At 61.9% G+C, this 22,072-nt stretch carries 22 protein-coding genes; 7 read left to right on the forward strand and 15 right to left on the reverse strand.

Features of this window, described 5'->3' with window-relative positions:
* Window position 1 precedes the first annotated feature (1 nt).
* Together uvrC and ACXYMS_RS03055 are read right to left on the reverse strand one after the other, a co-directional pair.
* Window positions 2–1,870: an excinuclease ABC subunit UvrC gene (gene uvrC / locus ACXYMS_RS03050; protein ID WP_458903551.1), complete on the reverse strand. Its 1,869-nt coding sequence runs from the start codon at window positions 1,868–1,870 to the stop codon at window positions 2–4.
* 11 nt (window positions 1,871–1,881) lie between these two features.
* Window positions 1,882–2,670: an SDR family oxidoreductase gene (locus ACXYMS_RS03055; RefSeq protein ID WP_458903552.1), complete on the reverse strand. Its 789-nt coding sequence runs from the start codon at window positions 2,668–2,670 to the stop codon at window positions 1,882–1,884.
* A 182-nt stretch (window positions 2,671–2,852) separates the two neighbouring features.
* On the opposite strand from ACXYMS_RS03055, the gene ACXYMS_RS03060 reads away from it, so the two are divergent.
* The 3 genes from ACXYMS_RS03060 (at window position 2,853) to ACXYMS_RS03070 (ending at window position 4,690) form a co-directional block, all read left to right on the forward strand.
* On the forward strand, window positions 2,853–3,173 hold the full coding sequence (locus tag ACXYMS_RS03060; RefSeq protein WP_458903554.1) for a hypothetical protein: 321 nt from the start codon (window positions 2,853–2,855) through the stop codon (window positions 3,171–3,173).
* Between the two features lie 67 nt (window positions 3,174–3,240).
* Entirely contained in the window at window positions 3,241–4,164 is a 924-nt protein-coding gene (locus ACXYMS_RS03065; protein ID WP_458903555.1) for a DMT family transporter, read from the forward strand.
* An 82-nt stretch (window positions 4,165–4,246) separates the two neighbouring features.
* Window positions 4,247–4,690: a hypothetical protein gene (locus ACXYMS_RS03070; protein ID WP_458903556.1), complete on the forward strand. Its 444-nt coding sequence runs from the start codon at window positions 4,247–4,249 to the stop codon at window positions 4,688–4,690.
* A gap of 60 nt (window positions 4,691–4,750) precedes the next feature.
* Here ACXYMS_RS03070 and ACXYMS_RS03075 read toward each other — a convergent pair whose 3' ends face one another.
* Together ACXYMS_RS03075 and ACXYMS_RS03080 are read right to left on the reverse strand one after the other, a co-directional pair.
* Window positions 4,751–5,212 (reverse strand): SH3 domain-containing protein, encoded by a 462-nt coding sequence (locus tag ACXYMS_RS03075; protein WP_458903558.1) that lies wholly within the window; start codon window positions 5,210–5,212, stop codon window positions 4,751–4,753.
* A gap of 110 nt (window positions 5,213–5,322) precedes the next feature.
* Window positions 5,323–5,745, reverse strand: coding sequence for a hypothetical protein (locus ACXYMS_RS03080; protein ID WP_458903559.1), 423 nt, complete (start codon window positions 5,743–5,745; stop codon window positions 5,323–5,325).
* A 146-nt stretch (window positions 5,746–5,891) separates the two neighbouring features.
* On the opposite strand from ACXYMS_RS03080, the gene ACXYMS_RS03085 reads away from it, so the two are divergent.
* The 3 genes from ACXYMS_RS03085 to hemH all read left to right on the forward strand — a co-directional run bounded on the left by ACXYMS_RS03085 (window position 5,892) and on the right by hemH (window position 9,504).
* Window positions 5,892–6,791, forward strand: a complete 900-nt coding sequence (locus ACXYMS_RS03085) for a LysR family transcriptional regulator (protein ID WP_458903561.1) — start codon at window positions 5,892–5,894, stop codon at window positions 6,789–6,791.
* Window positions 6,792–6,800: 9 nt separating this feature from the next.
* Window positions 6,801–8,399: a HoxN/HupN/NixA family nickel/cobalt transporter gene (locus tag ACXYMS_RS03090; protein ID WP_458903562.1), complete on the forward strand. Its 1,599-nt coding sequence runs from the start codon at window positions 6,801–6,803 to the stop codon at window positions 8,397–8,399.
* 82 nt (window positions 8,400–8,481) lie between these two features.
* Window positions 8,482–9,504 carry a ferrochelatase gene (gene hemH, locus ACXYMS_RS03095; protein WP_458903563.1) on the forward strand — a complete coding sequence of 341 codons (1,023 nt, stop codon included), beginning with the start codon at window positions 8,482–8,484 and terminating at the stop codon, window positions 9,502–9,504.
* 188 nt (window positions 9,505–9,692) lie between these two features.
* Here the strand turns inward: hemH and ACXYMS_RS03100 are convergent, their stop codons facing one another.
* The 7 genes from ACXYMS_RS03100 to ACXYMS_RS03130 form a co-directional block, all read right to left on the reverse strand.
* On the reverse strand, window positions 9,693–10,061 hold the full coding sequence (locus tag ACXYMS_RS03100; RefSeq protein ID WP_458903565.1) for an SH3 domain-containing protein: 369 nt from the start codon (window positions 10,059–10,061) through the stop codon (window positions 9,693–9,695).
* A 421-nt stretch (window positions 10,062–10,482) separates the two neighbouring features.
* Window positions 10,483–10,962: a DUF421 domain-containing protein gene (locus tag ACXYMS_RS03105; protein WP_458903567.1), complete on the reverse strand. Its 480-nt coding sequence runs from the start codon at window positions 10,960–10,962 to the stop codon at window positions 10,483–10,485.
* 1,184 nt (window positions 10,963–12,146) lie between these two features.
* Window positions 12,147–12,437, reverse strand: a complete 291-nt coding sequence (locus tag ACXYMS_RS03110) for a hypothetical protein (protein WP_458903569.1) — start codon at window positions 12,435–12,437, stop codon at window positions 12,147–12,149.
* A 365-nt stretch (window positions 12,438–12,802) separates the two neighbouring features.
* Window positions 12,803–13,249: a hypothetical protein gene (locus tag ACXYMS_RS03115; protein ID WP_458903570.1), complete on the reverse strand. Its 447-nt coding sequence runs from the start codon at window positions 13,247–13,249 to the stop codon at window positions 12,803–12,805.
* Window positions 13,246–13,602, reverse strand: coding sequence for a hypothetical protein (locus ACXYMS_RS03120; protein WP_458903572.1), 357 nt, complete (start codon window positions 13,600–13,602; stop codon window positions 13,246–13,248). Before ACXYMS_RS03120 ends, ACXYMS_RS03115 begins: the two co-directional genes overlap by 4 nt.
* Window positions 13,603–14,665: 1,063 nt before the next feature.
* On the reverse strand, window positions 14,666–17,041 hold the full coding sequence (uvrB, locus tag ACXYMS_RS03125) for an excinuclease ABC subunit UvrB (RefSeq protein ID WP_458904593.1): 2,376 nt from the start codon (window positions 17,039–17,041) through the stop codon (window positions 14,666–14,668).
* A 657-nt stretch (window positions 17,042–17,698) separates the two neighbouring features.
* Window positions 17,699–18,982: a sensor histidine kinase gene (locus ACXYMS_RS03130; protein ID WP_458904595.1), complete on the reverse strand. Its 1,284-nt coding sequence runs from the start codon at window positions 18,980–18,982 to the stop codon at window positions 17,699–17,701.
* Here ACXYMS_RS03130 and ACXYMS_RS03135 point away from each other — a divergent pair.
* Entirely contained in the window at window positions 18,891–19,079 is a 189-nt protein-coding gene (locus tag ACXYMS_RS03135) for a hypothetical protein (RefSeq protein ID WP_458903573.1), read from the forward strand. The genes ACXYMS_RS03130 and ACXYMS_RS03135 overlap by 92 nt on opposite strands.
* Here the strand turns inward: ACXYMS_RS03135 and ACXYMS_RS03140 are convergent.
* The 4 genes from ACXYMS_RS03140 to ACXYMS_RS03155 form a co-directional block, all read right to left on the reverse strand.
* Window positions 19,033–19,695, reverse strand: a complete 663-nt coding sequence (locus ACXYMS_RS03140) for a response regulator transcription factor (RefSeq protein WP_458903575.1) — start codon at window positions 19,693–19,695, stop codon at window positions 19,033–19,035. The genes ACXYMS_RS03135 and ACXYMS_RS03140 overlap by 47 nt on opposite strands.
* Window positions 19,695–20,210, reverse strand: coding sequence for a PepSY domain-containing protein (locus ACXYMS_RS03145; RefSeq protein ID WP_458903577.1), 516 nt, complete (start codon window positions 20,208–20,210; stop codon window positions 19,695–19,697). Before ACXYMS_RS03145 ends, ACXYMS_RS03140 begins: the two co-directional genes overlap by 1 nt.
* Before the next feature lie 517 nt (window positions 20,211–20,727).
* Window positions 20,728–20,931 carry a hypothetical protein gene (locus tag ACXYMS_RS03150; protein WP_458903579.1) on the reverse strand — a complete coding sequence of 68 codons (204 nt, stop codon included), beginning with the start codon at window positions 20,929–20,931 and terminating at the stop codon, window positions 20,728–20,730.
* A gap of 287 nt (window positions 20,932–21,218) precedes the next feature.
* Window positions 21,219–21,893, reverse strand: a complete 675-nt coding sequence (locus ACXYMS_RS03155; protein ID WP_458903581.1) for a polyamine aminopropyltransferase — start codon at window positions 21,891–21,893, stop codon at window positions 21,219–21,221.
* Window positions 21,894–22,072 lie beyond the last annotated feature (179 nt).

Here is a 22,072-nt window from a genome sequence, read left to right on the forward strand (position 1 = left end):
GTTAGCTGCGGTTGAAGTGATCGTAAACCAGTTGCGCCATCGCCCTCGAGATGGTCGGTACGGCTTCGAGGTCGACAAGCGAGGCGCGGGAGACGGCCTTGGCGGAGCCGAAATGGTTGAGCAGGGCGCGCTTGCGGGTAGGGCCGATGCCTTCGATCTCATCGAGCGGGTTTTTCACCACGTCTTTCTTGCGACGGGCACGGTGGGTGCCGATGGCGAAGCGGTGGGCTTCATCGCGCAGGCGCTGGACATAGTAGAGCACCGGATCGCGGTGCGGCAGCATGAAGGCATCGCGGCCCTCGATGAAGAATTTCTCGCGACCGGCGTCGCGCTCCTCGCCCTTGGCGATACCGATGAAGATCACCTCCTTGGGCAGGTTCAGCGCGGCGATGACTTCGCGCACGGCATTGAGCTGGCCGGCGCCTCCGTCGATGAACACGACATCGGGCCAGTCCGGCATGCCGGTATTTTCGTCCTCGGCGTCGGTCTCGCTTTCGGCGGCGAGGCGCGAGAAACGGCGGGTCAGCACTTCGCGCATCATGCCGAAATCGTCGCCGGGGGTGATGTCGGTCGATTTGATGTTGAAGGTCCGGTAGTGCTTCTTGGAAAAGCCCTCCTCGCCAGCGACGATCATGCCACCCACCGCATTGGTGCCGGAAATGTGGGAATTGTCATAGACCTCGATGCGCCGTGGAACGTCCTCAAGGCCGAAGGTTTCGGCTACGCCTTCGAGGAGAGTGCGGTTAGAGGCGCCTTCGGCGAGCTGGCGGCCCAGGGCCTCGCGGGCATTGTTGAGGGCGTGATTAACGAGGTCGCGCTTTTCCCCACGCTGCGGCGTCTCGATGCGCACCTTGCGGCCGGCGCGACTCGAAAGCGCCTCTTCAATCAGCGTCGGCTCGGCCATGTCGTGGCTCAGCAAGACCAGGCGCGGCGGGGTGCGATCCTCGTAGAACTGGACCAGGAAAGCCTCAAGCACTTCGGCATCAGTGAGGCTGTCATCGGCCTTGGGTCGGAAGGCGTGATTGCCCCAGTTCTGGAAGGCGCGGAAGAAAAAGACCTGCACGCAGAACTGTCCGCCTTCGTGGTGGATGGCGAAAACGTCCGCCTCTTCCACCGACCGAGCCGTTGCGTCGCCTTGCGACTGGATCAGCGCCAGCGCCGAAAGGCGGTCGCGGATCAGCGCCGCGCGCTCGAAATCAAGGTCCTCGGCGGCCTTGTTCATGTCGGTCTGCAGATGATTGCGCACCGCGTCAGACTTGCCGGAGAGGAATTGCCGCGCGTCTTCGACCAGTTCGGCATATCCCTCGAGGCTGATCTCGCGGGTGCAGGGGCCGGCGCAGCGCTTGATCTGGTATTGCAGGCAGGGCCGCGTGCGGGCGGCATAGAAACTGTCCGAACAATTGCGCAGGAGGAAGGCCTTTTGCAGGCTCGCGATGGTGCGGCTGACGGCAACGGCGGATGCAAAGGGGCCAAAGTAATTGCCTGGACGGCGGCGGGAGCCGCGATGCTTGGTGAGTTCGGGCGCCTCGTGGTCGCCGGTGATCAGGATATAGGGGAAGCTCTTGTCGTCGCGCAGCAGCACGTTGAAGCGGGGCTTCAGGCGCTTGATCATGTTGGCTTCGAGCAGCAGCGCTTCGGATTCGGTCTCGGTGCGCACGAATTCCATGCCCACGGTGGCCGCGATCATGCGCTGGATGCGCACCGGCAGGCCCTCGGGCCGCGTATAATTGGTGACGCGTGCCTTGAGGCTTCTGGCCTTGCCCACATAGATCACCGCGCCTTCGGCATCGAGCATGCGATAGACGCCCGGCGCTGCCGGCAGGGTGCGGACAAAGGCGCGAATGACATCCGGGCCGGATGGGAGGGGCATGGTCGCGTCGGTCATGGTCGAGGCGTGGGTGCGCGGCGGGCGGAATAGCTCAGGTGCTGTCCACCATCGAGCGCCAGCATCTGTCCGGTAAAGGCCGGCATTGAGAGAATGTTGAGCACGCCCTGGGCGATGGCCTCGGGGTCGGCATGGCGCTTGAGCGGCAGATTGTCGACCGACTGGTCGAAGTCGGCCTGGCTCTGGCGAGCACTGGGCAGGACCGGGCCTGGACCGATCGCATTGACGCGGATGGTCGGCGCCAGCGATTGCGCCAGCGTCTGGGTGGCGGTCCAGAGCACCGACTTGGACAGGAAATAACTGAAATAGGCCGGGCTGGGCCGCAGCACGCGCTCGTCGACAATGTTGATGATATTGCCCTCGGTTCCGTCGAGGAGCTGGGCGGCAAAGTCGCGGGCAAGAAATACCGGCGCTTCGGCGTGGACGGCGAAGTGGGTATCCCAAAGCGATTCATCGACATCGTGGACACTGTCCGGCTCGAAGGTGGAAGCATTGTTGACGAGGACCGTGAGAGGGCCGAGCAGGCCTGCGGCACGGGAGATCAGGGTGCGCCGCTGCGAACGGCTGGTGAGGTCGGCGCTGAGGATTTCGGCCTGCCCGCCCGTAGAATGGATGCGGCCGCGCAGCGCCCTGGCGCCGTCCGCGTCCGAGCGATAATGGATGATGACCGCATGGCCGGCCTGGGCCAGGGCCATTGCGATAGCGGCGCCGATACGGTCTCCCGCACCGGTGACAAGCGCCACTCCGGGTTGCTGATTCGACAGGGTTTTGTTCGTCTTGGACATTGGTCGGACCATAGGCCGGAACAGGTCCGGGCATCAATCAGGCTTGCGGGGCCGGGCAGCGATAGGTCTCGCGCGCGTCACCCGCTGACAGCAGGGTTTTGTGCTTTGCCCGAACTTATAACGGGCGTAGCCTGCTGTTGTTGCGGGACGGGAGGTTCTGCACAAGAAGAGGGGGACTGGTTATGGACGTAATTGTGCCCATCCTGGCGCAATTGATCGCTGGCGGTGCTGGCGGCAATGTCATCGGACAATTGGCAAAGCAACTTGATCTCGGCACTGCCGGCAATACCATTGTCGGCGCGATTGGCGGGCTTGCCGGAACCTGGCTCGCCGGCATGATCCCCGGACTCGACACGCTGGTGGGTGCAGCCAATGGCGCAGCGGGAACTGCGGGTGCTCTCGACCTGGGTGCGCTGGCCGGACAGGGCGCGACTGGCCTGGTCGGCGGCGGCCTGCTGACGGCAATAGCCGGCATCATCAAGTCGGCCATGGCGAAGAGCTGAGGCTTGCAATAGTCTCACGGCGCCCCGCGATCCTGTGATCGCGGAGCGTCTTTCATTCGAGTCGTTCATGTCCCCTGTTTCCGACGTACAGCGCCCTGATCAGGTCGGGCCCGCAATTGTCCTGACTCTTGTGACCATCGGCGTTTTCGGCATCCAGGACGCCATCGCCAAGACGCTGGTCCAGGACTACTCTCCCTTTCAGATCACGATGATGCGCTATTGGGGCTTTGCCGCCTTTGCGCTGTTACTGGTGGCGCGGCAGGCGCCCCTGCGGCAGGCCCTGCGTTCAAGAACCCCGAAGTTACAGCTGCTGCGCGGTGTGCTGCTGATGGCCGATATCTGGTTTTTTGCGCTGGCACTGCAAACGGTACCGCTGGGCGAATTGCAGGCCATCGTCATCGTCTATCCGCTGCTGGTAACGCTGTTCGCCATTCCCGTGCTGGGCGAGAAGGTCGGATGGTTTCGCTTGGCGGCTGTCGGGGCCGGCTTTGCCGGGGCGCTGATCATCATGCGGCCTGGCGGGGTGCCGCTCGACTGGGGCGCAGGGTTTGCACTGGCCTCCTCGGCGCTCTATGCGCTCTATATCGTGGTCACGCGCAGGGTCGCGGCCATCGACAGCGCTGCCACCAGCATGACCTATGCCGCATTGGTGGGCTTCGTGATGTCGGCGGGCGTCGGCGTGTTCTTCTGGCAGAACATGGGCTGGGTGGATGTCGTTCTGGTCGTGATCGTCATGATCACCACCTGTGCCGGTCATGGCGTGATGACCATAGCCCTCACCATGGCGCCGGCCAGTGTGCTGCAGCCATTCAACTATTTCTCGCTGCCCTGGGCGATCCTGCTGAGCGTGGTGGTGTTCGGGCAGTGGATCGACGCGATTTCGCTGTTTGGAGCAGCCGTCATCGTGGCGGCTGGACTGGTGGTGATGGCGCGCGAAAGGGCGAAACGGGTGCCCAAGGTCGCGCAGGAGGCGCTTCCCGCCGTGGAATAGCCCAGCCCTTGAACTTGAAAGTCTCAGAGGGCATGTGTGCATCAGGATGGATTTTGGTTGGTCGCGCTATGGGGAGCACGCAATGATCTGGCTTATCGAGATAGCCCTGGTGCTTTTGCTGGTCGGCGGCGGCTGGACCATTTTGACGCGCGGCAAGCAGAGCGAAAAGCGTGAAGCGCTGACCATGCGGCGGGTCGATGCCTATATCGAAACTATAAGGCGCGAGCGCAGGTCGCCCGAACTGGCCGCGATGAGCGACACCGAATTGCGTGATCTCCTGCATTCGGGCGCGCGGAACCTCAAGGTCGCCGAGCAACGCAGGAGCTGGACCGTGCTCGGGATCGGCGTAGCCACGGTCCTGGCTGCGTCGGTGGTGGGCAGCCAGGACGGGGGGTGGCAGGGATTTGCTGCGGTTGCGGCCATCGGCGCTATCGTGGGTTACGGCGCCAATGAATATCTGGCGCGGCGCATGCGGGCGCCGCTGGAGCGGCGTGGCGTCGATATCGACCGGCTGATGGTCGAATAAGCCGGCCGCAATGGGACGCGCCGCCCTTGCGGGGCGGCGTTGGAGTTCAGTGGCTGGCGATCAGCTGCCGACACAGAAATATCCGTTGGGGCCATTGAAGCAGAAGCTGGCGCCTGGATTGCTCGGGTAGATGGGCTGCGGGCGCGGCGGACGCGGGTTCCAGTGCGGCGGGCGCGGCGGCCGCGGATTATTCCAATGTGGGGGACGGGGGGGACGCGGGCGCTCCCAGTGATCGTCATCCCAGTCATTGTCCCAGCTCGGACGGCCGCTGCTCAGATAATTGGCGGAGACCCATCCATCGGGGCCGCGCTTTTCGACAAAGCACCAGCTGCCGCGGCAATGTTGCACATCGACACGTTCACCGCGGCGCAGCGTGTCGACAACCCGAAAGCCCGTGCTAGGGCCGGACCGGACATTAACATTGCCCGTGGCGACGGCTGGAGCCGCAGACGCAGCGACGGTGGTGGCGATGACAGCCAGCGTGGCGAGGCCGGATGCGAGGAGTTTATTCCGGAGGGTCATGGGCAAGGTCCTTTCCCTTTGGGTTGGCTTTGACGCCTTGCCCATAGAAAAGCCCATGGCGGATGAACCCAAGCTGAACGAACTATTAAGGTTGCGGCGCGGTGGCCGTGCTAAAGCCGCAGCAGATCGACGAAACGGCCCAGCGCCTCGGCGAATTTCTTGCGGTGCTTGGGCTTGAGTTCGCCCATAAGCGCCTCTTCCACCTGGGCCCAGTGTTCAGCCAGCGCATTGCGGATGCGGACTCCGCGCTCGGTCAGCGCCAGGCCGGGCTCGAGTTCCGGGCCTACTGCCTGGCGGGTGATGAAATCGCGGCTGGCGAGACGCTCGAGACGGCCGGCAAGCATATCGGCAGACAGCCCCAGCTCGGTGGCCAGTTCGGCCTCGGTGGTGCCCGACCGACCGAGGACGAACAGCACGGCGTCGTCGCCCGGCTCGAGACCTTTCTCGACCACGGGCACCAGCAGCGCCTTGTGCGCGAGTTGGCCCGCCTGGATGAGCCGGTAGAGCGCGGAGCGGGGAGAGGGTCTGGACATGGGCGGGAAAATAGTCCGATCTCCTTGTCGCCGTCGATTGCGGTTCCATCCTATCGTTAATCGCTCAACGACCAAGGGGCGTTATTGTTCACCCCATGCAGATGAGTTATGCGTCCATTGACCATCTTGGGCTGAACGGACACGCCATGTCGCAAGACCTCTCTCGCATCCGTGCCTTTGTGCAGGTCTTCGACGCTGGCGGATTTTCGGCCGCCGCCCGGCAGCATGGCCGCTCCAAGGCATTGCTGAGCAAATATGTGACCGATCTCGAGGACTATCTCGGGGTGCGGCTGATGAACCGCACGACGCGCCGGCTGAGCCTGACCGAGGCCGGCGAGGGCTATTATCGGGAAGCCTCGAGCCTGTTGCAGCAGCTTGATGATCTCGATGCCAATATTGCTGACCAGACCACTGAGCCGCGCGGCCTGTTGCGCGTGTCGGCGCCGCGCAATTTCGGCGAGCGCACACTGGCGCCGGCCATCTTCGGCTATCTCGCGAAATACCCCAAGGTGACGCTCGACCTGCGGCTGGAAGACCGGTATGTCGACTTGGTCGACGAGGGGATCGATGTTGCACTGCGCATCTCGACGCTGGCCGATTCCTCGCTGATCGCCCGCAAGATTGCCGACATGCATGTCGTGGTAGGCGCGGCGCCCGCGTTGATCAAAAGGGTCGGCACCCCGGTGCATCCCGAGGACCTGCGGCACCTGCCCTGCATTGTCGATGTCAATCTGCAGGGGCAGTCGAACTGGCGCTTTACCGAGGATGGCAAGACCATCTCGGTGCCGGTGACGGGGCCGGTTCGCGTCAATTCGCCCCTGGCGGCGCGCACGGCGGCAGCAATGGGCCTCGGTTTTGTCGTATTGCCCTCCTATCTGGCTGAACCGGCGGTGAAGCAGGGCGAACTGGTGCCAGTGCTGGTGGATTATCTGCCGACCGGGCAGACCCTGCAGGCTGTCTATCCGCACCGGCGGCACCTGGCCGGCAAGGTGCGGGCCTTGATCGATCATCTGGTGGAGTGGTTCGCCACCCATCCCGTCCATTAGGGGCTGTTCTTGACCACACTTTCGGCGCGATTGATCGGTGCGGCATTGGTCGCACTGGGCTTGGCGCAGCCTGCATTTGCACATCCGCACATCATGATCGATGCCAAGGCGGTGGTTCGCCTCGATGAAGCAGGTCGCGTTACGGCTTTGCATCACAGCTGGACCTTCGATACCGCCTTTTCGGTGTGGATGGTGCAGGGGCTGGACACCGACGGCGACGGCGTCGTTACCGCGGCAGAAATGCAGGAACTGGCCGACGAGAACATGCTTGGATTGGCCGACTACGGATTTTACACCTATGCCGGAGACGGCATGGACTTCACCGCGATCGGCGACCAGAAAATGGTCTATGCCGACAATCGGGTGACGCTGGATTACACCATCACTGCGACGACACCGCAGCCGGTGGGCGAACGGTTTGAACTGGGGGTCTACGACCCGGAATATTATGTGGCGATCTCGGTCAACCAGCCCTCGGATGTGGTGTTGGAGAACGCGCCGGGAGGGTGCGCCGTGCGCCTGGAACCGCCGGTGCCGATGCCCCCGGAGATTGAGGAGCGCCTGTATTCCCTTGGGCCGGAAGTGCTCGAACTGCCGCCGGATCTGGCCGCCGCCATGCGGGGAACACAAGGGATGGTGGTGTTGAGTTGTGGCGCTGCAAATACGGCCACGACGGCGATGGAGGCGACAGAACAAATGGCCGCTGCCCGCCCGGCTGCACCCTTTGGCGGGCCGCCGCCCGAAGTGGGGCTTACCCTGCCGCGCAGTGGATTTTTTGGCTGGTTGCAGACCCAGCAGCGTGACTTCTACGCGGCGCTGACGGCATCGCTCGATGCGCTGCGCACCGACTGGACGGCGTTCTGGGTGCTGGGGGGGCTGAGCTTTCTCTATGGCATTTTCCACGCGGCCGGGCCGGGGCATGGCAAGGTGGTCATCTCGTCCTATGTGCTGGCCAATGAGCAGCAATTGCGGCAGGGAATCGTTCTCAGCGGGCTCTCGGCGCTGACGCAATCGCTGGTGGCGATCGGCTTCGTGCTGGTTCTGGCGGGCCTGCTCAACCTGACCAGCACGGCGATGGGCGAGGCGGCGCATTGGGTGGGCGTCGTCTCCTATGCCATGGTGGCGCTGCTGGGGCTGTGGCTGGTGCTGCGCAAGGTGCTTGGCTGGGGTCACAGCCACGATCATGACCACCATCACGATCATCAGGGTCATGACCACGATCACCACCACTCCCATGCGCATCAGGACCATGGGCACAATATGCACCACGCTGTGGGGCCCGGGGATATTCGCGGCAATTGGCGGGAGCAGCTTGGCGTGGTCGTGGCCGTGGGGCTGCGGCCCTGTTCGGGGGCTCTGGTGGTGCTGGTCTTTGCGCTGTCGCAGGGCTTGCTGGCGGCGGGCATTGCCGCCGTGCTGCTGATGGGGCTGGGGACGGCGATCACGGTGGCGGCGCTGGCGACGCTGGCGGTGACGGCCAAGGGACTGGCCGGACGGATCGGTGGTGCCGACAGCGCCATCGCCCGGACGCTGGTGTGGTGGGCGGAACTGGCCGGCGCCCTGGTGGTGCTGGCATTCGGCGTGCTGCTGCTGGTGGCCAGCATTTAAGCGCGACCCATCGCCGCCTTGCGATCAAACGGCAAACGGGTATGGTGCCGGCCAATTCTGGAACATTTCCAAACTGGCCCCCATGTCCGCACACCTCCCGCCCGACCATCCGTCCGTGCCGCAGCAGAAGATCGGGGTGCTGCTGCTCAACCTGGGGACGCCGGATGGAACCGCCTACTGGAGCGTGCGTCGCTATCTCAAGGAATTCCTCTCCGATCCGCGCGTTATCGAGACGCCCAGATGGATCTGGTGGCCGCTGCTCAATCTGGTGATCCTCTCGTTCCGGCCGCAAAAGAGCGGGCACGCCTATGCCCAGATATGGGACAAGGAAAAGAACGAAAGCCCGCTGCGGGTGATCACGCGGGAACAGACGGAAAATCTAGCACAGCGGCTGGCTGGCGAGGATATCGTGGTGGAATTTGCCATGCGCTATGGCAATCCCTCGACCCAGAGCGTGCTGGAGAAAATGCAGAAGGCGGGGTGCCAGAAAATTCTCCTGGTGCCGCTTTATCCGCAATATTCGGCAACGACGACCGCGACGGCCAATGACAAGGCTTTCGATGCGCTCAAGACCATGCGGTGGCAACCGGCGGTGCGGACGGCGCCGGCCTATTTCGACGACCCGGCTTATGTTGCGGCGCTCGGCAATTCGATCCGCGAGGGTGTCGAAAAGCTCGATTTCGAGCCGGATGTGGTGATCACCTCCTATCACGGCATGCCGGTGGAATATCTCAAGCGCGGCGACCCGTATCATTGCCAGTGTTACAAGACGACGCGGCTGGTGCGCGAATATCTCGGCTGGGACAAGGACCGGCTGATGGTCACTTTCCAGAGCCGGTTCGGGCCGACCGAATGGCTGCAGCCCTATACCGACAAGACGCTGGAAGCGCTGCCGGGGCAGGGCAAGAAGAAGGTCGCCATCCTGGCCCCGGCCTTTTCGGCGGACTGCATCGAGACGCTCGAAGAAATCGCCATGGGCGGCAAGGATAGCTTCATGGAAGCGGGCGGGGAGAAGTTCGCCTATATCCCGTGCCTGAATGCCTCGCCCGGTGGCATGGATTTTATCGAATCCATGGTGCGGCGGGAATTGGCGGGGTGGCTTTAGGCAAGTCCACAACCCTCGCCTCCTACGCCCCCTCGGCCCCTCAGGGGAGAGGGCCGGGGTGAGGGGTGAAGGCCTGTCGGTAAACCTGCAACGCTGAACCCCTCATCCGGCCCTATCGGGCCACCTTCTCCCCTCAGGGGAGAAGAATAGGCGGCATCCCGCCTCACTCCAATTTCCAACGCTGCCCCTCACCATCCCGGCCCGAGAAAATCGGGCGGGGTGACGTTCACCAGACCCCGACCGGTGAGGTAGGCGCGGTTGACCCAGCCATAGTCGGGGATGCGGCACCATTGGGTGGCGCCCGAGGGCCAGAGGGTGTGGCCGGCATCGCCGAACCAGGTGCCGCGGCGGCTGTCGCTATCGACCTGGGTGCAAGAGTCGATGGGGATTTCCTCGCCGTCGCGGACATAGCCGACCACATCGAAGCGATCGTCCGGTCCGGCATGGACGGCGATGTTGCCGCCCGCGACGCGGGCGGTGATGGTGAGCGCCAAAGCCGGCGTCGCGAGGGCGATGGCGGCAAGCGTGGCGATGGCAAGGCGGGTGAGGGCGCGCATGGGGCCTCCTGTATGGCTTTCTCCCGCATGCCGGATGGGTGTGGCCTTTGCAAGGCGACCCGGCGCCGTGGGCCATTCCCACGGCGGCACTGCGGGCACGGGCGAGCGCCGGCCGGCCCTCTCGGCCTCCGGTTGCAAATGGACGTATCCCGAGGCGCGTGCGTCTCAGTAAAACTAAGTAAATAGAGACGTCGCCGCCTCGGGACACCGGTTTTTCGCATAGGTCTCGATCCCCATTGAACGCTCGTCGCAGGGTGACCGCTTCCTAATCGCGCAACTGGAGCGACCCAACTGCGCCCGGCCCCTCCCGCAAAGTTCGCTGCAGTCCGTCCGCGCGGGAGTGATGGGGGGATTATGGGGGAGGATTTTGGGGCGGGGATTACTTTTTTAAGGCTCAGTTCCGGCTTGGTCTTTTGCAATTCTAGCGCAGCCCGGCGCTGATCGAGCCGTCGGTTTCAAGGATCAGGAAGGCGATTTCGTCGACGTCATTGGCGCCGGCCCGGCGTATGGCGCTGATCGCTTCTTCCTCGGTGATGCGCTCGCGGTGCATGGCGGCGCGGCAGAATTGTCCGTCGCGGGCGAGGAGGGCGGGTTCGGAGCGCACCAGCGCGGCAAATTTGCTGGAGCGCACCGAGGCCCAGGCGACCAGATATTGCAACGCGATTAGCAGCGCAAAGGCGGTGGCCCCTTCGGCCAGAGCGATGGATTCCTGCAGGAGAATGGCGGATAGCGTCGACCCCAGCGCGATGGTGACCACGAGATCAAAGGCATTGAGCTTGGCCAGCGTCCGCTTGCCGGAGAGGCGCAGGAACAGCACCAGGGTGATATAGGCGAGGGCGCCAACCAGCAGCGTGCGGACAATGTCCTCCCAACTCTGAAACAGCATTTCGGAAATGTTCATGGGGCGGCTCCTGTGTGTGGGGACAGGAGGGGAATGAATGAGGGGGCAAGGGGATGCATGTTCGTTTTTGCATATGCGAGGCATTTGCAACTCGGTTGGCGCTGCCTGGGGATGGTGGAGTTTAGGGGCCGATGCGAGGGGGCTGGGGCTTCCCCTTCTCCTCTTGAGGGACTTCGAGCCGGTTGCGCATCAATTCATCGCTCCAGTGGAGCGATAGAAGGCGAAGAAGGTGCCCCCACGGGTCGCTTCGCGCCCAGGGGCAGGCTCCGGGCGGATGAGGGGTATCTGTGCCTGTCCAAGCTTCGAGCGTGCGGTGGGCACCATTCGCGCATAGAGCGCATGGGGGCCTCCTGGATAATTTTTTCCCGCATGCCGGATGGGTGTGGCCTTTGCAAGGCGATCCGGTGCCGTGGGCCATGGCCATAGGGGCGCTGCGGGCACGGGCGAGCGCCGGCCGGCCCTCTCGACCTCCGGTTCTCGAAAATGGACGTATCCCGAGGCGCGTGCGTCTCAGTAAATTTGAATAGATAGAGACGTCGCCGCCTCGGGACACCGGTTTTTCGCATAGGTCTCGGCCCCCATTGAACGCTCGTCGCAGGGTGACCGCTTCCTAATCGCGCAACTGGAGCGACCCAATTACGCCCGGCTCCCCCCGCAAAGTTCGCTGCAGTCCGTCCGCGCGGGAGTGATGGGGGGATTATGGGGGAGGTTGGAGGGGGCGGGGATAAGTTTTTGGGGAGCAGGGAGGTCTCGCGATCCTCGATCGTCACCCTCGGGCTTGACCCGAGGGCGTTGTACTTCCCTTCCGTCGGGGAGTGCCCATACGCCAAAGTGCAGAGCCCTCGGGTCAAGCCCGAGGGTGACGTGCGGTGGGGTGGATGAAGTGTGCCTCAATACCTTACCCCGCGCCTGGCCACGATCCAACTCCCTCCCCCTCGCGGGGAGGGCTGGGGTGGGGGGTGTTTGGGCAGGTTTTCAAGTGGGGGCCACCAGCACGTGGCGCACCCCCACCAGCTCTGCTACGGCCCTTTGGGCCTAGCGTCGCTGCCGGCCCCGCCATTCGGCCATAGGCCTCATGGCCTTCTCGCCTAAACTCTCCCCACAGGGGAGAGTTTGCCTGCGGCCCGGCTCGAAGCCCGTCAAGGGGGAGGTGCCGCGCTGGTGGTTGTGGCGAGGTCGTGCCCTCAATACCTTACCCCGCGCCTGGCCACGATCTGCGCAATCCGCTCCGTATCGCTGGCGGCGAGATACCGCCCGCGTTCGAGGATCTCCAGCACATATTCCTCATAGGTCAGCCCGATTAGCGCGGCGCGCTGGGCGCGGAGTTTTGCAATGTCGAACGGCGCGTCGAAGGCCTTTTTCTTCGCCTGCGCCCACTCGAAGTAGCGGCCAATGCCATTCCTGCCCCAGGGCGGGGTGTGACTGTCGTCATCATCAAGCGGCGGGCCGCCGTTGGAGAGGAGCGCGGTGGTCATGCAGGGAGTGTGGCGCTGGAGGGGCTGGGCGTCCAACGAAGGATTTTTATTGGGGGGATAGGGCGGGGTTATGTAGGGCCTTTATCCGCTTAAGGGGATAAGGGATAGGAGGTGTCAGTCCGCTCTGGAACCCGGAGCCGGCGGAGGGGCACCGTTCGCACACAGCGCGGGGGTCTCGGCGACCTGGACAACCACACCTTGGCTTTTGATCCCCGATGCGAGTGGCCGCGAAGCCGTACGAAATAGCGGCCAATGCGGTTCTTACCCAATGGTGATAAAAACTTTCCTACTTTCGCGGCGCGTAAATTAGCACGTTCTCGCCACCCAAACGGTCACTCGAAATACTTTCTCAATTATCCCTTAGATTATGGCGTTTTCTTGGGTGCAGTTTCGCCGTCATCAACTATCACTTGGTCAATGATGGCATCAAGTCTCGAGGCGTGTTCCTGAATTGCTAAGCACGCCTTGTGTAAGGTAATTCTGGAATAAACTAATGTGTCTATTGACAGCTTTGATGACATGGCTGTTTTCATGCTTTCTTCCATAGCCTCTACCATTTGAGCAACAAGAATTATGTTAGCTTCGATCGGTATATTTGCGCTGAAGGCCGTTTCACTGCCATCAGAAATACAAATGGATATATTGTTGCCAAAAAGGCCGGCCCCTCCATCCCTTCCCGGGATGTGCACTGGATAGGAATTAACATCATCCAGGAACTGGAATGAAAGCTGCTCATAAAAGCTGAGTTTGTCAGTGAAAATGCGGTTCGAGCGCTCTTCTGCAGTTTCTTCGATTTTATCTGTGGCATTCATGGTCTTGCGGTCTTCCTGCCTATTTCCGACGTCTCAGCAAAGTACTTGTTATTGTTGTGATTCAATAAGGAGTCAGAGTATTCAAATTTAGTTCCAACTTTATAATTGCTTTCTGAATTTGGGGTGCTTTCGGTCTTTTGGATAGGAAACTTCTGTTCAATATTTAGAAAACTGAATGAGTAGGGGAGTTGTCGGTCAGTAACTCGAATTTTGTGAATTCCGTGAAATAGTAGTGGGCCAAAATCATGTAAATTTGTCGCTTTGGCTTCGGATTTTCTCGCCCTTACAGCATAAAAAACTAACACCAACGTAATTGCCGAAAGTGCGATCCCAATTGCGTAGGTCATATTCATCTATTCATTTTCCATGTAGCCGATAGCAAAGCAACTAATAAACCAAACAAACATCAATGTGCATACAAAGGCGCTGCTACTGTCTACGTAGAATCCGATGTTCAATCCGGAATTTTCATTAGAAATGTTTGTTGAGTAGGACTGCAAATTTGACGGCCAAGTAAAAAGAAACGCTACGCAACACAATATAGCGAGCGAAGCCTCAAGTTTAAAAATTTTCCTATTTGCTATTCTAACAAATACAAGTTCACATATAACTGCCATGCACGCAATTAGCAGGATCGGTACGACAAACGCTGTAACATCTAGGTTCTTGCTTGCATTGGACACACTTGATGTTGCGAGTAATACGCCAAGAGTTGCCCCGAATACTGTGTGAAGGGGTGCCGTTGAGAGTTTTATTGTTTGAGCTTCTCGTGGTTTGCGCAACGGTTTCTCAAGGCTCCGTGTGTTGGGAGTGCATGAGTGAAAATGCGCGAAACACGTTCGAGGATCAAGGGCCTCATGACTAGCGTGCTATACATCGCGGCTCTCTGACGTTGGAGAGTGCCTTAAGGTCAGGGGCAGCACTGCTAGGCGCCCTTTGCAAGCAAAAGTTCAGAGCCCTCAGTTCAGGTCCGAGGGTAACGCGCCGGGGGTGAGGAGCCAGCAGCTAACTGACCTCCCCCAATTTGGGCACAGCTCTCATTGCCCCGTCCATTCAAATCTCTCCCGGAGAAATTTGCTCATTGCTTGGTTGGTATCAAAGGCGTCAGCAACCACCGGCTGTCATCCCGGGCCTACGCCGGGATCCATCTTAGGATCTCAAGTTGGGCCCAGCTTTTGCTGGCTGACGATCGGGGGGGGGGGACAGCTGTTGTTCTGGTCGCCCTCATGGTTCGAGGCTGCGCTCCGCACCTCACCATGAGGGCTGCGGGAGGGCATAGGCATTGAGAGCATTTTTTCGTGGGATACCCCCACCCGACCTCCCCCTGATAGGGGGAGGAGCAGTGGAGTGCTCGTCACCAGAGCGGCGACCAACTCGATGGACTCCTCCCCCTGACAGGGGGAGGCGGGGTGGGGGTTAGCTGACCTCGCCCTCAAGCGTATCCAGCTCCATCTCCCGCAAGCGCTTCACCTCATCCCTCAACCGCGCAGCCTTCTCGAACTCCAAGTTCGTCGCCGCCTCCCGCATTTCGCGTTCCAGGTCCTTGATGACCGTGGCGAGGTTGTCGCCGGTGACGACCTTTTCTTTCCCGTCTTTGCCCTTGCCAATGCTGATCGTGACGTGGTCGCGTTCGGCGACGGAGTCGACGATGTCGTTGATGCGGGCTTTGACCGATTGCGGCGTGATGCCGTGTTCGGTGTTGTAGGCGATCTGCTTTTCGCGGCGGCGGTTGGTTTCGGCCAGGGCGCGTTCCATGGAGCCGGTCACACGGTCGGCATAGAGGACGACCTTGCCGTCGACATTGCGGGCGGCGCGGCCGATGGTCTGGATGAGGGAGGTTTCGGAGCGGAGGAAGCCTTCCTTGTCGGCGTCGAGAATGGCGACGAGGCCGCATTCGGGGATGTCGAGGCCTTCGCGGAGGAGGTTGATGCCCACCAGCACGTCGAAGGCGCCAAGGCGCAGGTCGCGGATGATCTCGATGCGCTCGATGGTGTCGACGTCCGAATGCATGTAGCGCACGCGGATGCCCTGTTCGTGCATATATTCGGTGAGGTCCTCGGCCATCTTCTTGGTGAGGACGGTGACCAGGGTCCGGTAGCCGGCCTTGATGGTGGTGCGGATCTCGTCGATGACGTCGTCGACCTGATGGGTGGCCGGGCGGATCTCGACCGGGGGATCGATCAGCCCGGTGGGGCGGATGACCTGTTCGGCGAAGACGCCGCCGGTCTGTTCCATTTCCCAGGAGCCGGGGGTGGCCGAGACATAGACCGATTGCGGGCGCATGGCGTTCCACTCCTCGAAGCGGAGGGGGCGATTGTCCATGCAGCTCGGGAGGCGGAAGCCGTATTCGGCGAGCGTCGCCTTGCGGCGCAGGTCGCCGCGATACATGGCGCCGAGCTGGCCGATGGTGACGTGGCTTTCGTCGACAAAGACCAGGGCATTGTCGGGGAGATATTCGAAGAGGGTCGGCGGTGGCTCGCCGGGCTTGCGGCCACTGAAGTAGCGCGAATAGTTCTCGATGCCGGCGCAGGAGCCGGTGGCTTCCATCATTTCGAGATCGAAGAGCGTGCGCTGTTCGAGGCGCTGGGCTTCGAGGAACCGGCCGGCGCCGTTGAGCTCCTGGAGGCGCGCGGCGAGCTCGGCCTTGATGAGTTTCAGGGCCTGGTTCATCGTGGTGCGCGGCGTCACGTGGTGCGAGTTCGCATAGACGCGGATGAAGGTGAGGTCGGCAGATTTCTTGCCGGTGAGGGGATCGAATTCGGTGATCGATTCCACCTCGTTGCCGAACAGCGAGACGCGCCAGGCGGCGGCTTCATAGTGGGCCGGGAAGATTTCGACCGTATCGCCGCGGACGCGGAAGGTGCCGCGCACGAAGCCGGTGTCTCCGCGCTTGTATTGCAGGGCGACGAGTTTCGCCAACAGCTGGCGCTGGTCGATCTTTTCGCCCTTCTGCACGTCGATGGTCATGGCGGTGTAGTCTTCCACCGAGCCGATGCCGTAGATGCAGGAGACCGAGGCGACAATGATGACGTCGTCGCGTTCGAGGATCGCGCGCGTGGCCGAGTGGCGCATGCGGTCGATCTGCTCGTTGATGGTGGATTCCTTCTCGATATAGGTATCGGTGCGCGGGACGTAGGCCTCGGGCTGGTAATAATCGTAGTAAGACACGAAATACTCGACCGCATTGTCGGGGAAGAAGCCCTTGAACTCACTGTAGAGCTGGGCGGCGAGGGTCTTGTTGGGCGCGAGGATCAGCGCGGGGCGCTGGGTGCGGGCGATGACCTGGGCGGCGGTGAAGGTCTTGCCCGAACCGGTGACGCCGAGGAGGACCTGGTCGGTCTCGCCGTTTTCGACGCCTTCCACCAGTTCGGCAATGGCAGTGGGCTGGTCGCCGGCGGGGGTATAGGTGGTGTCGAGGCGGAAGGGTTTTGACGCGCCGCTTTTGGCCGGGCGCTCGGGGCGATGCGGGGCCCAGGGGGCGGAGCCTTCCACCTCCTTGCGGCCATGGAGGATGATCTGCTCGAGCGCCTTGACCGTGGCAGTGATGCCGACCGTGGTGGCGTTTTCGAGGCTCTCGCCCTTCTTGGCCTTGTTCTTCTTGACCGCTGTGTCGAGGGCTTCGCGCAGCTTGGCCTGGGTTTCCGGATCGGCGGCGGCGGCGCGGGAAATCTCGCGGGCTGTCAGCTTTTGGGCCGGCATATGGCCGAAGCCGGCCTGAGGCGCTTCCCCCATCCCGTCGAAATCAACGCGGTCGACCGAGTTGATCTTGGTCTTGCCGGTCTTTTTCGCCATTCCGGTGGCGGTGTCATGGCTGGACTTGGTGGTGCGGCGCTTTTCGAGGGCGGTCTTGGGGGCGGCAGCTTCCTTCTCGGCGGCGTCGGCGCGGTCGAGGGCGCGCTTGTTGCGCATGCGCTCGGCATAGAGCGGCTTGGAGGCGACAATGTCCTCAGCCTTCTCGATCTCGGCAAAGAATTCGTCGATGGAAAATTCGGCCTTGCCGGGGCGTGTCGATTTGGGGGGCATGGCGCGCTCGCAAGATCAGCAACAGGGACGGGTACAGATGAACCCATAGATGGGTGCTCTGTCACGCAATGTCAGCAGGGAAATGGATCACGAGTGTTAGCACGAGGCGAACGGAATGGGAACGGGCGACGAAGGGGCGCCTTGCTGACAAAAACCTGACATCGGTTGATGGAGAAATATAATAATAAAACCAGCATGTTATCGAAACGATGCCCCCGGAGCAGCGTTGTAGGTGTGTCGGATGGCGGCAGGGGGCTGTCCGAAACGTCAACACGACCCCTGCCCATTGCACGAACGAAGGGGACCGATCATGCTCAGTCTTGCTATTTTCGCCATTTGCTTGAGTGTCGGCTGCATCGCCGCAGCGTCGCTGTTACTGCCTGCCCAGGAGGCCCCGGGCCAAGATGCGTCCTGATTTCCCCGTGCTCAGTGGTCGGCACGCCGGAGAGTCACACGCACCAGGAGGCCACCCTGTTCAGAGCGGCCGAATTCAATTCGACCGTTGTTGATCACCAGGATTTCAGAAACAATCGCGAGTCCGTGGCCGCTACCGGGCATGGTTTCATCAAAGCGGCGGCCGCGCTCGCCCAGTTGCGCGAGTTGTTCTGGCGGAATGCCAGGGCCGTCATCCGCAACGTGCAGGGTGACGGATTGCGGTGAGATAGTCGTGTGAACCACAACACGCGAGGTGGCCCATTTGGCGGCGTTTTCCAGGACCACGCCGACGAGCTCGATCAGGTCCTGCCTGTGAATGTCCACCTGCCAATCCCCCGACATTTCGGCGACCCAGTGCAGTCGCTCGCCGCGTCCGGTCTTCTTGAGCACAGTGATGGTGCGCAGGATGGCAGTGTTGATTGAGGCGCTCTCAGTGTAGTTGCCGGTGCGCAGGCGAAGGGCACTGAGCCGCATCTGATAATCAATGCGCTTGGACATTTCGAAGGCGAGGTCGTCAATGAGGTCGGCGTCGGGAGCATTGCCCCGGTCGCGCACACGCTGAGCGATACCGTGAAGGGCCGCGAGCGGCGTATTAAGACCATGGGCCAGGTCCGAGGCGCGTTGCCGGGCGCGCTGGATATTGGTTTCACGTTCGTCCAGCAGCGCGTTGACCTCGTTGACCAGCGGTCGAACCTCGCCTGGGAAACCCTGACCAAGCCTGAGAGTGCGGCCCTGCCGGATTTCGTCGATGGCTCGGCGCAAGCGGTTGAGCGGCGCCAGGCCCAGCGAAAGCTGCAACCAGGCGGCGGCGAGAATTACGGCGCCGAGGATCAGAAAAAGCCGGAACACGTCGTGCTGGAAATCCACTGTGGCCAGATGCACCGGAAGATGATCTTCGCCGAGACTGACCTGGAGGGGGCGCCCGTCTGCAGTGATGAAACGGGTTATGTAGATCAGGTGCAGGTCCTGATCGCCGGCGAAGTGCTGGTGACCATCGGCGTCTCCCGCTGTCGCGGGGATGACGGTATCCCACAAAGATCGAGATCGCAGCATTTCACCTGTGTGGGTGTTCTCGATCTGCCAGTAGCGTCCGCCCAATGGCGTGTCGTATCGCGGGTCGGGCATTGGGGCGGTCAGTGCCAGATCGGATGTTTCGAGATCGATCAGAGCTATGAGGCGGGTCATGGCCGCTTCGAGGTCCTCGCGTACGCTCCTTTCGAGTGTGGTGGTGAACAGGTATTGGAGAATGATCGCAGCGGCAGCAAGCGAGCCGATCACCCAGAGGGCCGATAGCGCCATGAGTCGCAGCTTGAGCGAGAGGCGACTCAATAGCCGTCTCCGAGCATGTAGCCGAAGCCCCGCCTCGTCTTGATGATGTCGGGAGTCAGGCGCTTGCGCACCCGCGCGACGAGCACTTCCACGGCGTTGGATTCCCGCTCGTAGTCCTGGCGGTAAAGGTGCTCGGTGATTTCGAGCTGGGAGACGACGCGGCCGCGATTGTGCAGCAGGTAGGAAACCAGCTTGTATTCCTGGGGACTAAGGTCGAGTGGCATGCCGTCGCGCGTCACCTGTTGAATGCGTGTGTCCAGTTCATAGGGACCGAAAGGGATGCGGGCCGAGGCATGACCGCCTGCGCGACGGATCAGTGCACGCAGGCGGGCCACGATTTCCATGATGTGAAAGGGCTTGACGACATAGTCGTCTGCTCCGGCCTCAATGCCTTCCACCCGCTCTTCCCACTGTCCCCTGGCAGTGAGGATCAGCACCGGCATTGTCAGGCCGGCTCGACGCCAGCGCTTGAGCACTGTCAGACCATCCATCTGTGGCAGCCCGAGATCGAGCACCACCGCGTCGAAGCTTTCGCTCTCGCCGCGGAAAAGCGCGGCTTCGCCATCCGCCTCGCGCTCCACACGGAAGCCGGATTTCTCCAGCGCTTCCTGGATGGATTGTCCGATCTGAATATCGTCCTCGCACAGGAGAATGCGCATTATTCGCTCCCGATATAAACGCCGGAGCGGGCGTGAAAGTATTGAACCGACAGCCGGCCGAGAGGATCAATAACCTTGATGGCATAGACCAGCATGCGATCAACACGCACAAGGTCTGCGTCGACAATCTCGCCGCCGCCGCGAGACCGGATTACATCGCCGAGCCTGGCAAGCGGCATGGCCTGGCGGGCATCGACGGCGTCGCGGACCTGGTCCGGCGACAGCGTCGTCACGGTATCGGGCGGGGAGACAGAAGGCGCGTCTCCCGGCGCACTGTTGCTGCCCGGCGCAGTGCCCGAAGGGCGGGAATGGTCGGCAATGGGTGCGCCTGTGCCCGCCGGTGGTTGCGGGCGAGCGCCCGGCCCGGATGCGCTGTCGCTGTTACCCGGGGCGTTACTGCTATTGCCCGGTGCACTGCCGCTGTTGCCGGTGCCGCTATTGCCAGGTGCATTACCGCTATTGCCAGGTGCATTACCGCTATTGCCCGGTGCATTGCCGCTGTTGCTCTGTCCCAAGGCCGGGGCAGCGCAGGCAAGGACAAACAGGAGTGTGCAAGCAAGACGCAGCAACATCTGGAAGAAGATAGGCGCTATAAACTGACAAATCGCTTACAGGGGGGTGAAGCTGGCCATCAGGCACTGCATGATAGTGGTGGAGGTGTTGACGTCCACCCATGCAGGAAAACGTTAGCATAATGAGGCCCTGACCGCCGGCATCCGCCCCCCGTTCGCCGGAGACCAGGGCCTCATTTTTTTCGATGCTAATTTGAGTTGGCAGGCTCGGCTGCCTCAACTGTGGCAACCGGATTGAAGGTCCCCAAAAGCTGACCGACGCCCGATAGATCGCGGGGAAGTAGAAACAGGATACCGGCGCAGGCAATGGCGGCGGCGGCCAGTCGCTTCTTTCTTAGTTCGCGTTGGCGACGAGTGATAAACATATGGACGCCTCCATTTGGTCAAGGGCGGCGCATCGGAGCGCGACGGCTTCTGACAGACCGGCGCGGATGACCACTTTGCCTTGAGCGAGGTGGTGTTATTCAGTGACGGTGACTTCGGGCAAATCGACGCTGACTGTGTCGCCAGTGGTGGACATGCCGCCATTGACTAGCCACAGGATCAGCAGGACCGCGACAATTGCCGCGATGATGCCGCCGATCAGGCCAGCGGGACTGCCGCCCGTGACCACCGTTTCGCGGTGGACAGGCTTTTCGACAATCGTTTCGCGCTCATAAGACATGGACGTTTCCAGTGCATCTAGGGATGCTCGGACAACGTGCGGAGCGAGGTCGAGTTTCCATTAAGCATCTGGAATTGTTATTATATTTCGATGTTATCGAGTGTCAGGGAATTGTAAGCCGAGCTTCACCAGGATCGCATGTCTGCAAGCGCCGGCAGGAAATTCAGCCAGGCGCTCCGGCGGGTGGAGCGGTGCCGCGCAATTGCGGCTGCGACAGACGATGCATGAGGCAGCCTCGAGGTGGTTCTTTTGTGCTCTGGCACTCTGGTCATATGGTCGCGCCCGGCTCAGCGGCCTGTTTTTGTGGCGAACCAGAGTGTGTGACGGTCGCCCTTGCCGTTGCTGCGCGCGCGGACGGTCACTTCCTCGACCTGCATGCCGGTCTGCTTGAGCCGCCTGGTGAAGCGGGCGTCGGGGTGCGAAGACCATATCGCCAGATGGCCGCCCGGGGTCAGCGCGGCGCGGGCGGCGGCGAGGCCGGCGGCGTTGTAGAGGCGATCGTTGGCGGGGCGGAAGAGGCCGTCGGGGCCGTTGTCGACGTCGAGCAGGATGGCGTCGAAAGGCTTGCCGCCGGTGATGGCCGTTGCGACATCGCCCAGGTGGATCCGGACGCGCGGATCGTCGAGGCTATCGCCGTGCAAGGGCGAAAGCGGTCCACGCGCCCATTCGACAAGCTCGGGCACGAGCTCGGCTACGACGATCTCGCTGTCAGCAGCGAAACATTTGAGCGCGGCACGCAGGGTGAAGCCCAGGCCGAGGCCACCGATGAGGATGCGCGCAGCGGATCGCGCGCCGATGCGGGCAGCCGACAGATTGGCGAGCTGCTCCTCCGAATTGCTCATGCGGCTGTTCATCAGCGTGATGACGCCGGACATGACAGAGAACTCGGTACCGCGCTGCATCAGCGTCATCGGGCCGCCGCCGGGCATGGTGGTCTCGCCGAGTTTTTGCCAGGGCAGCATGGGACTTCCTTGGGTGGCCGATTGGCGTGGGTATCAGGAAGCGTGGACTATGAGCAAGGGGTGGCGGGGTGACCGCCACCAGGCCCGTCTCTGAGGCCGGGAGGGTCAGCGGCCATAACGATGGGCTGGTCTGGCCTGATTTTTTTTTGAGCTCTGTCGAAATCGCAGCTTGATCTGCG

It is taken from the genome of Devosia sp. CAU 1758 (assembly GCF_054482695.1).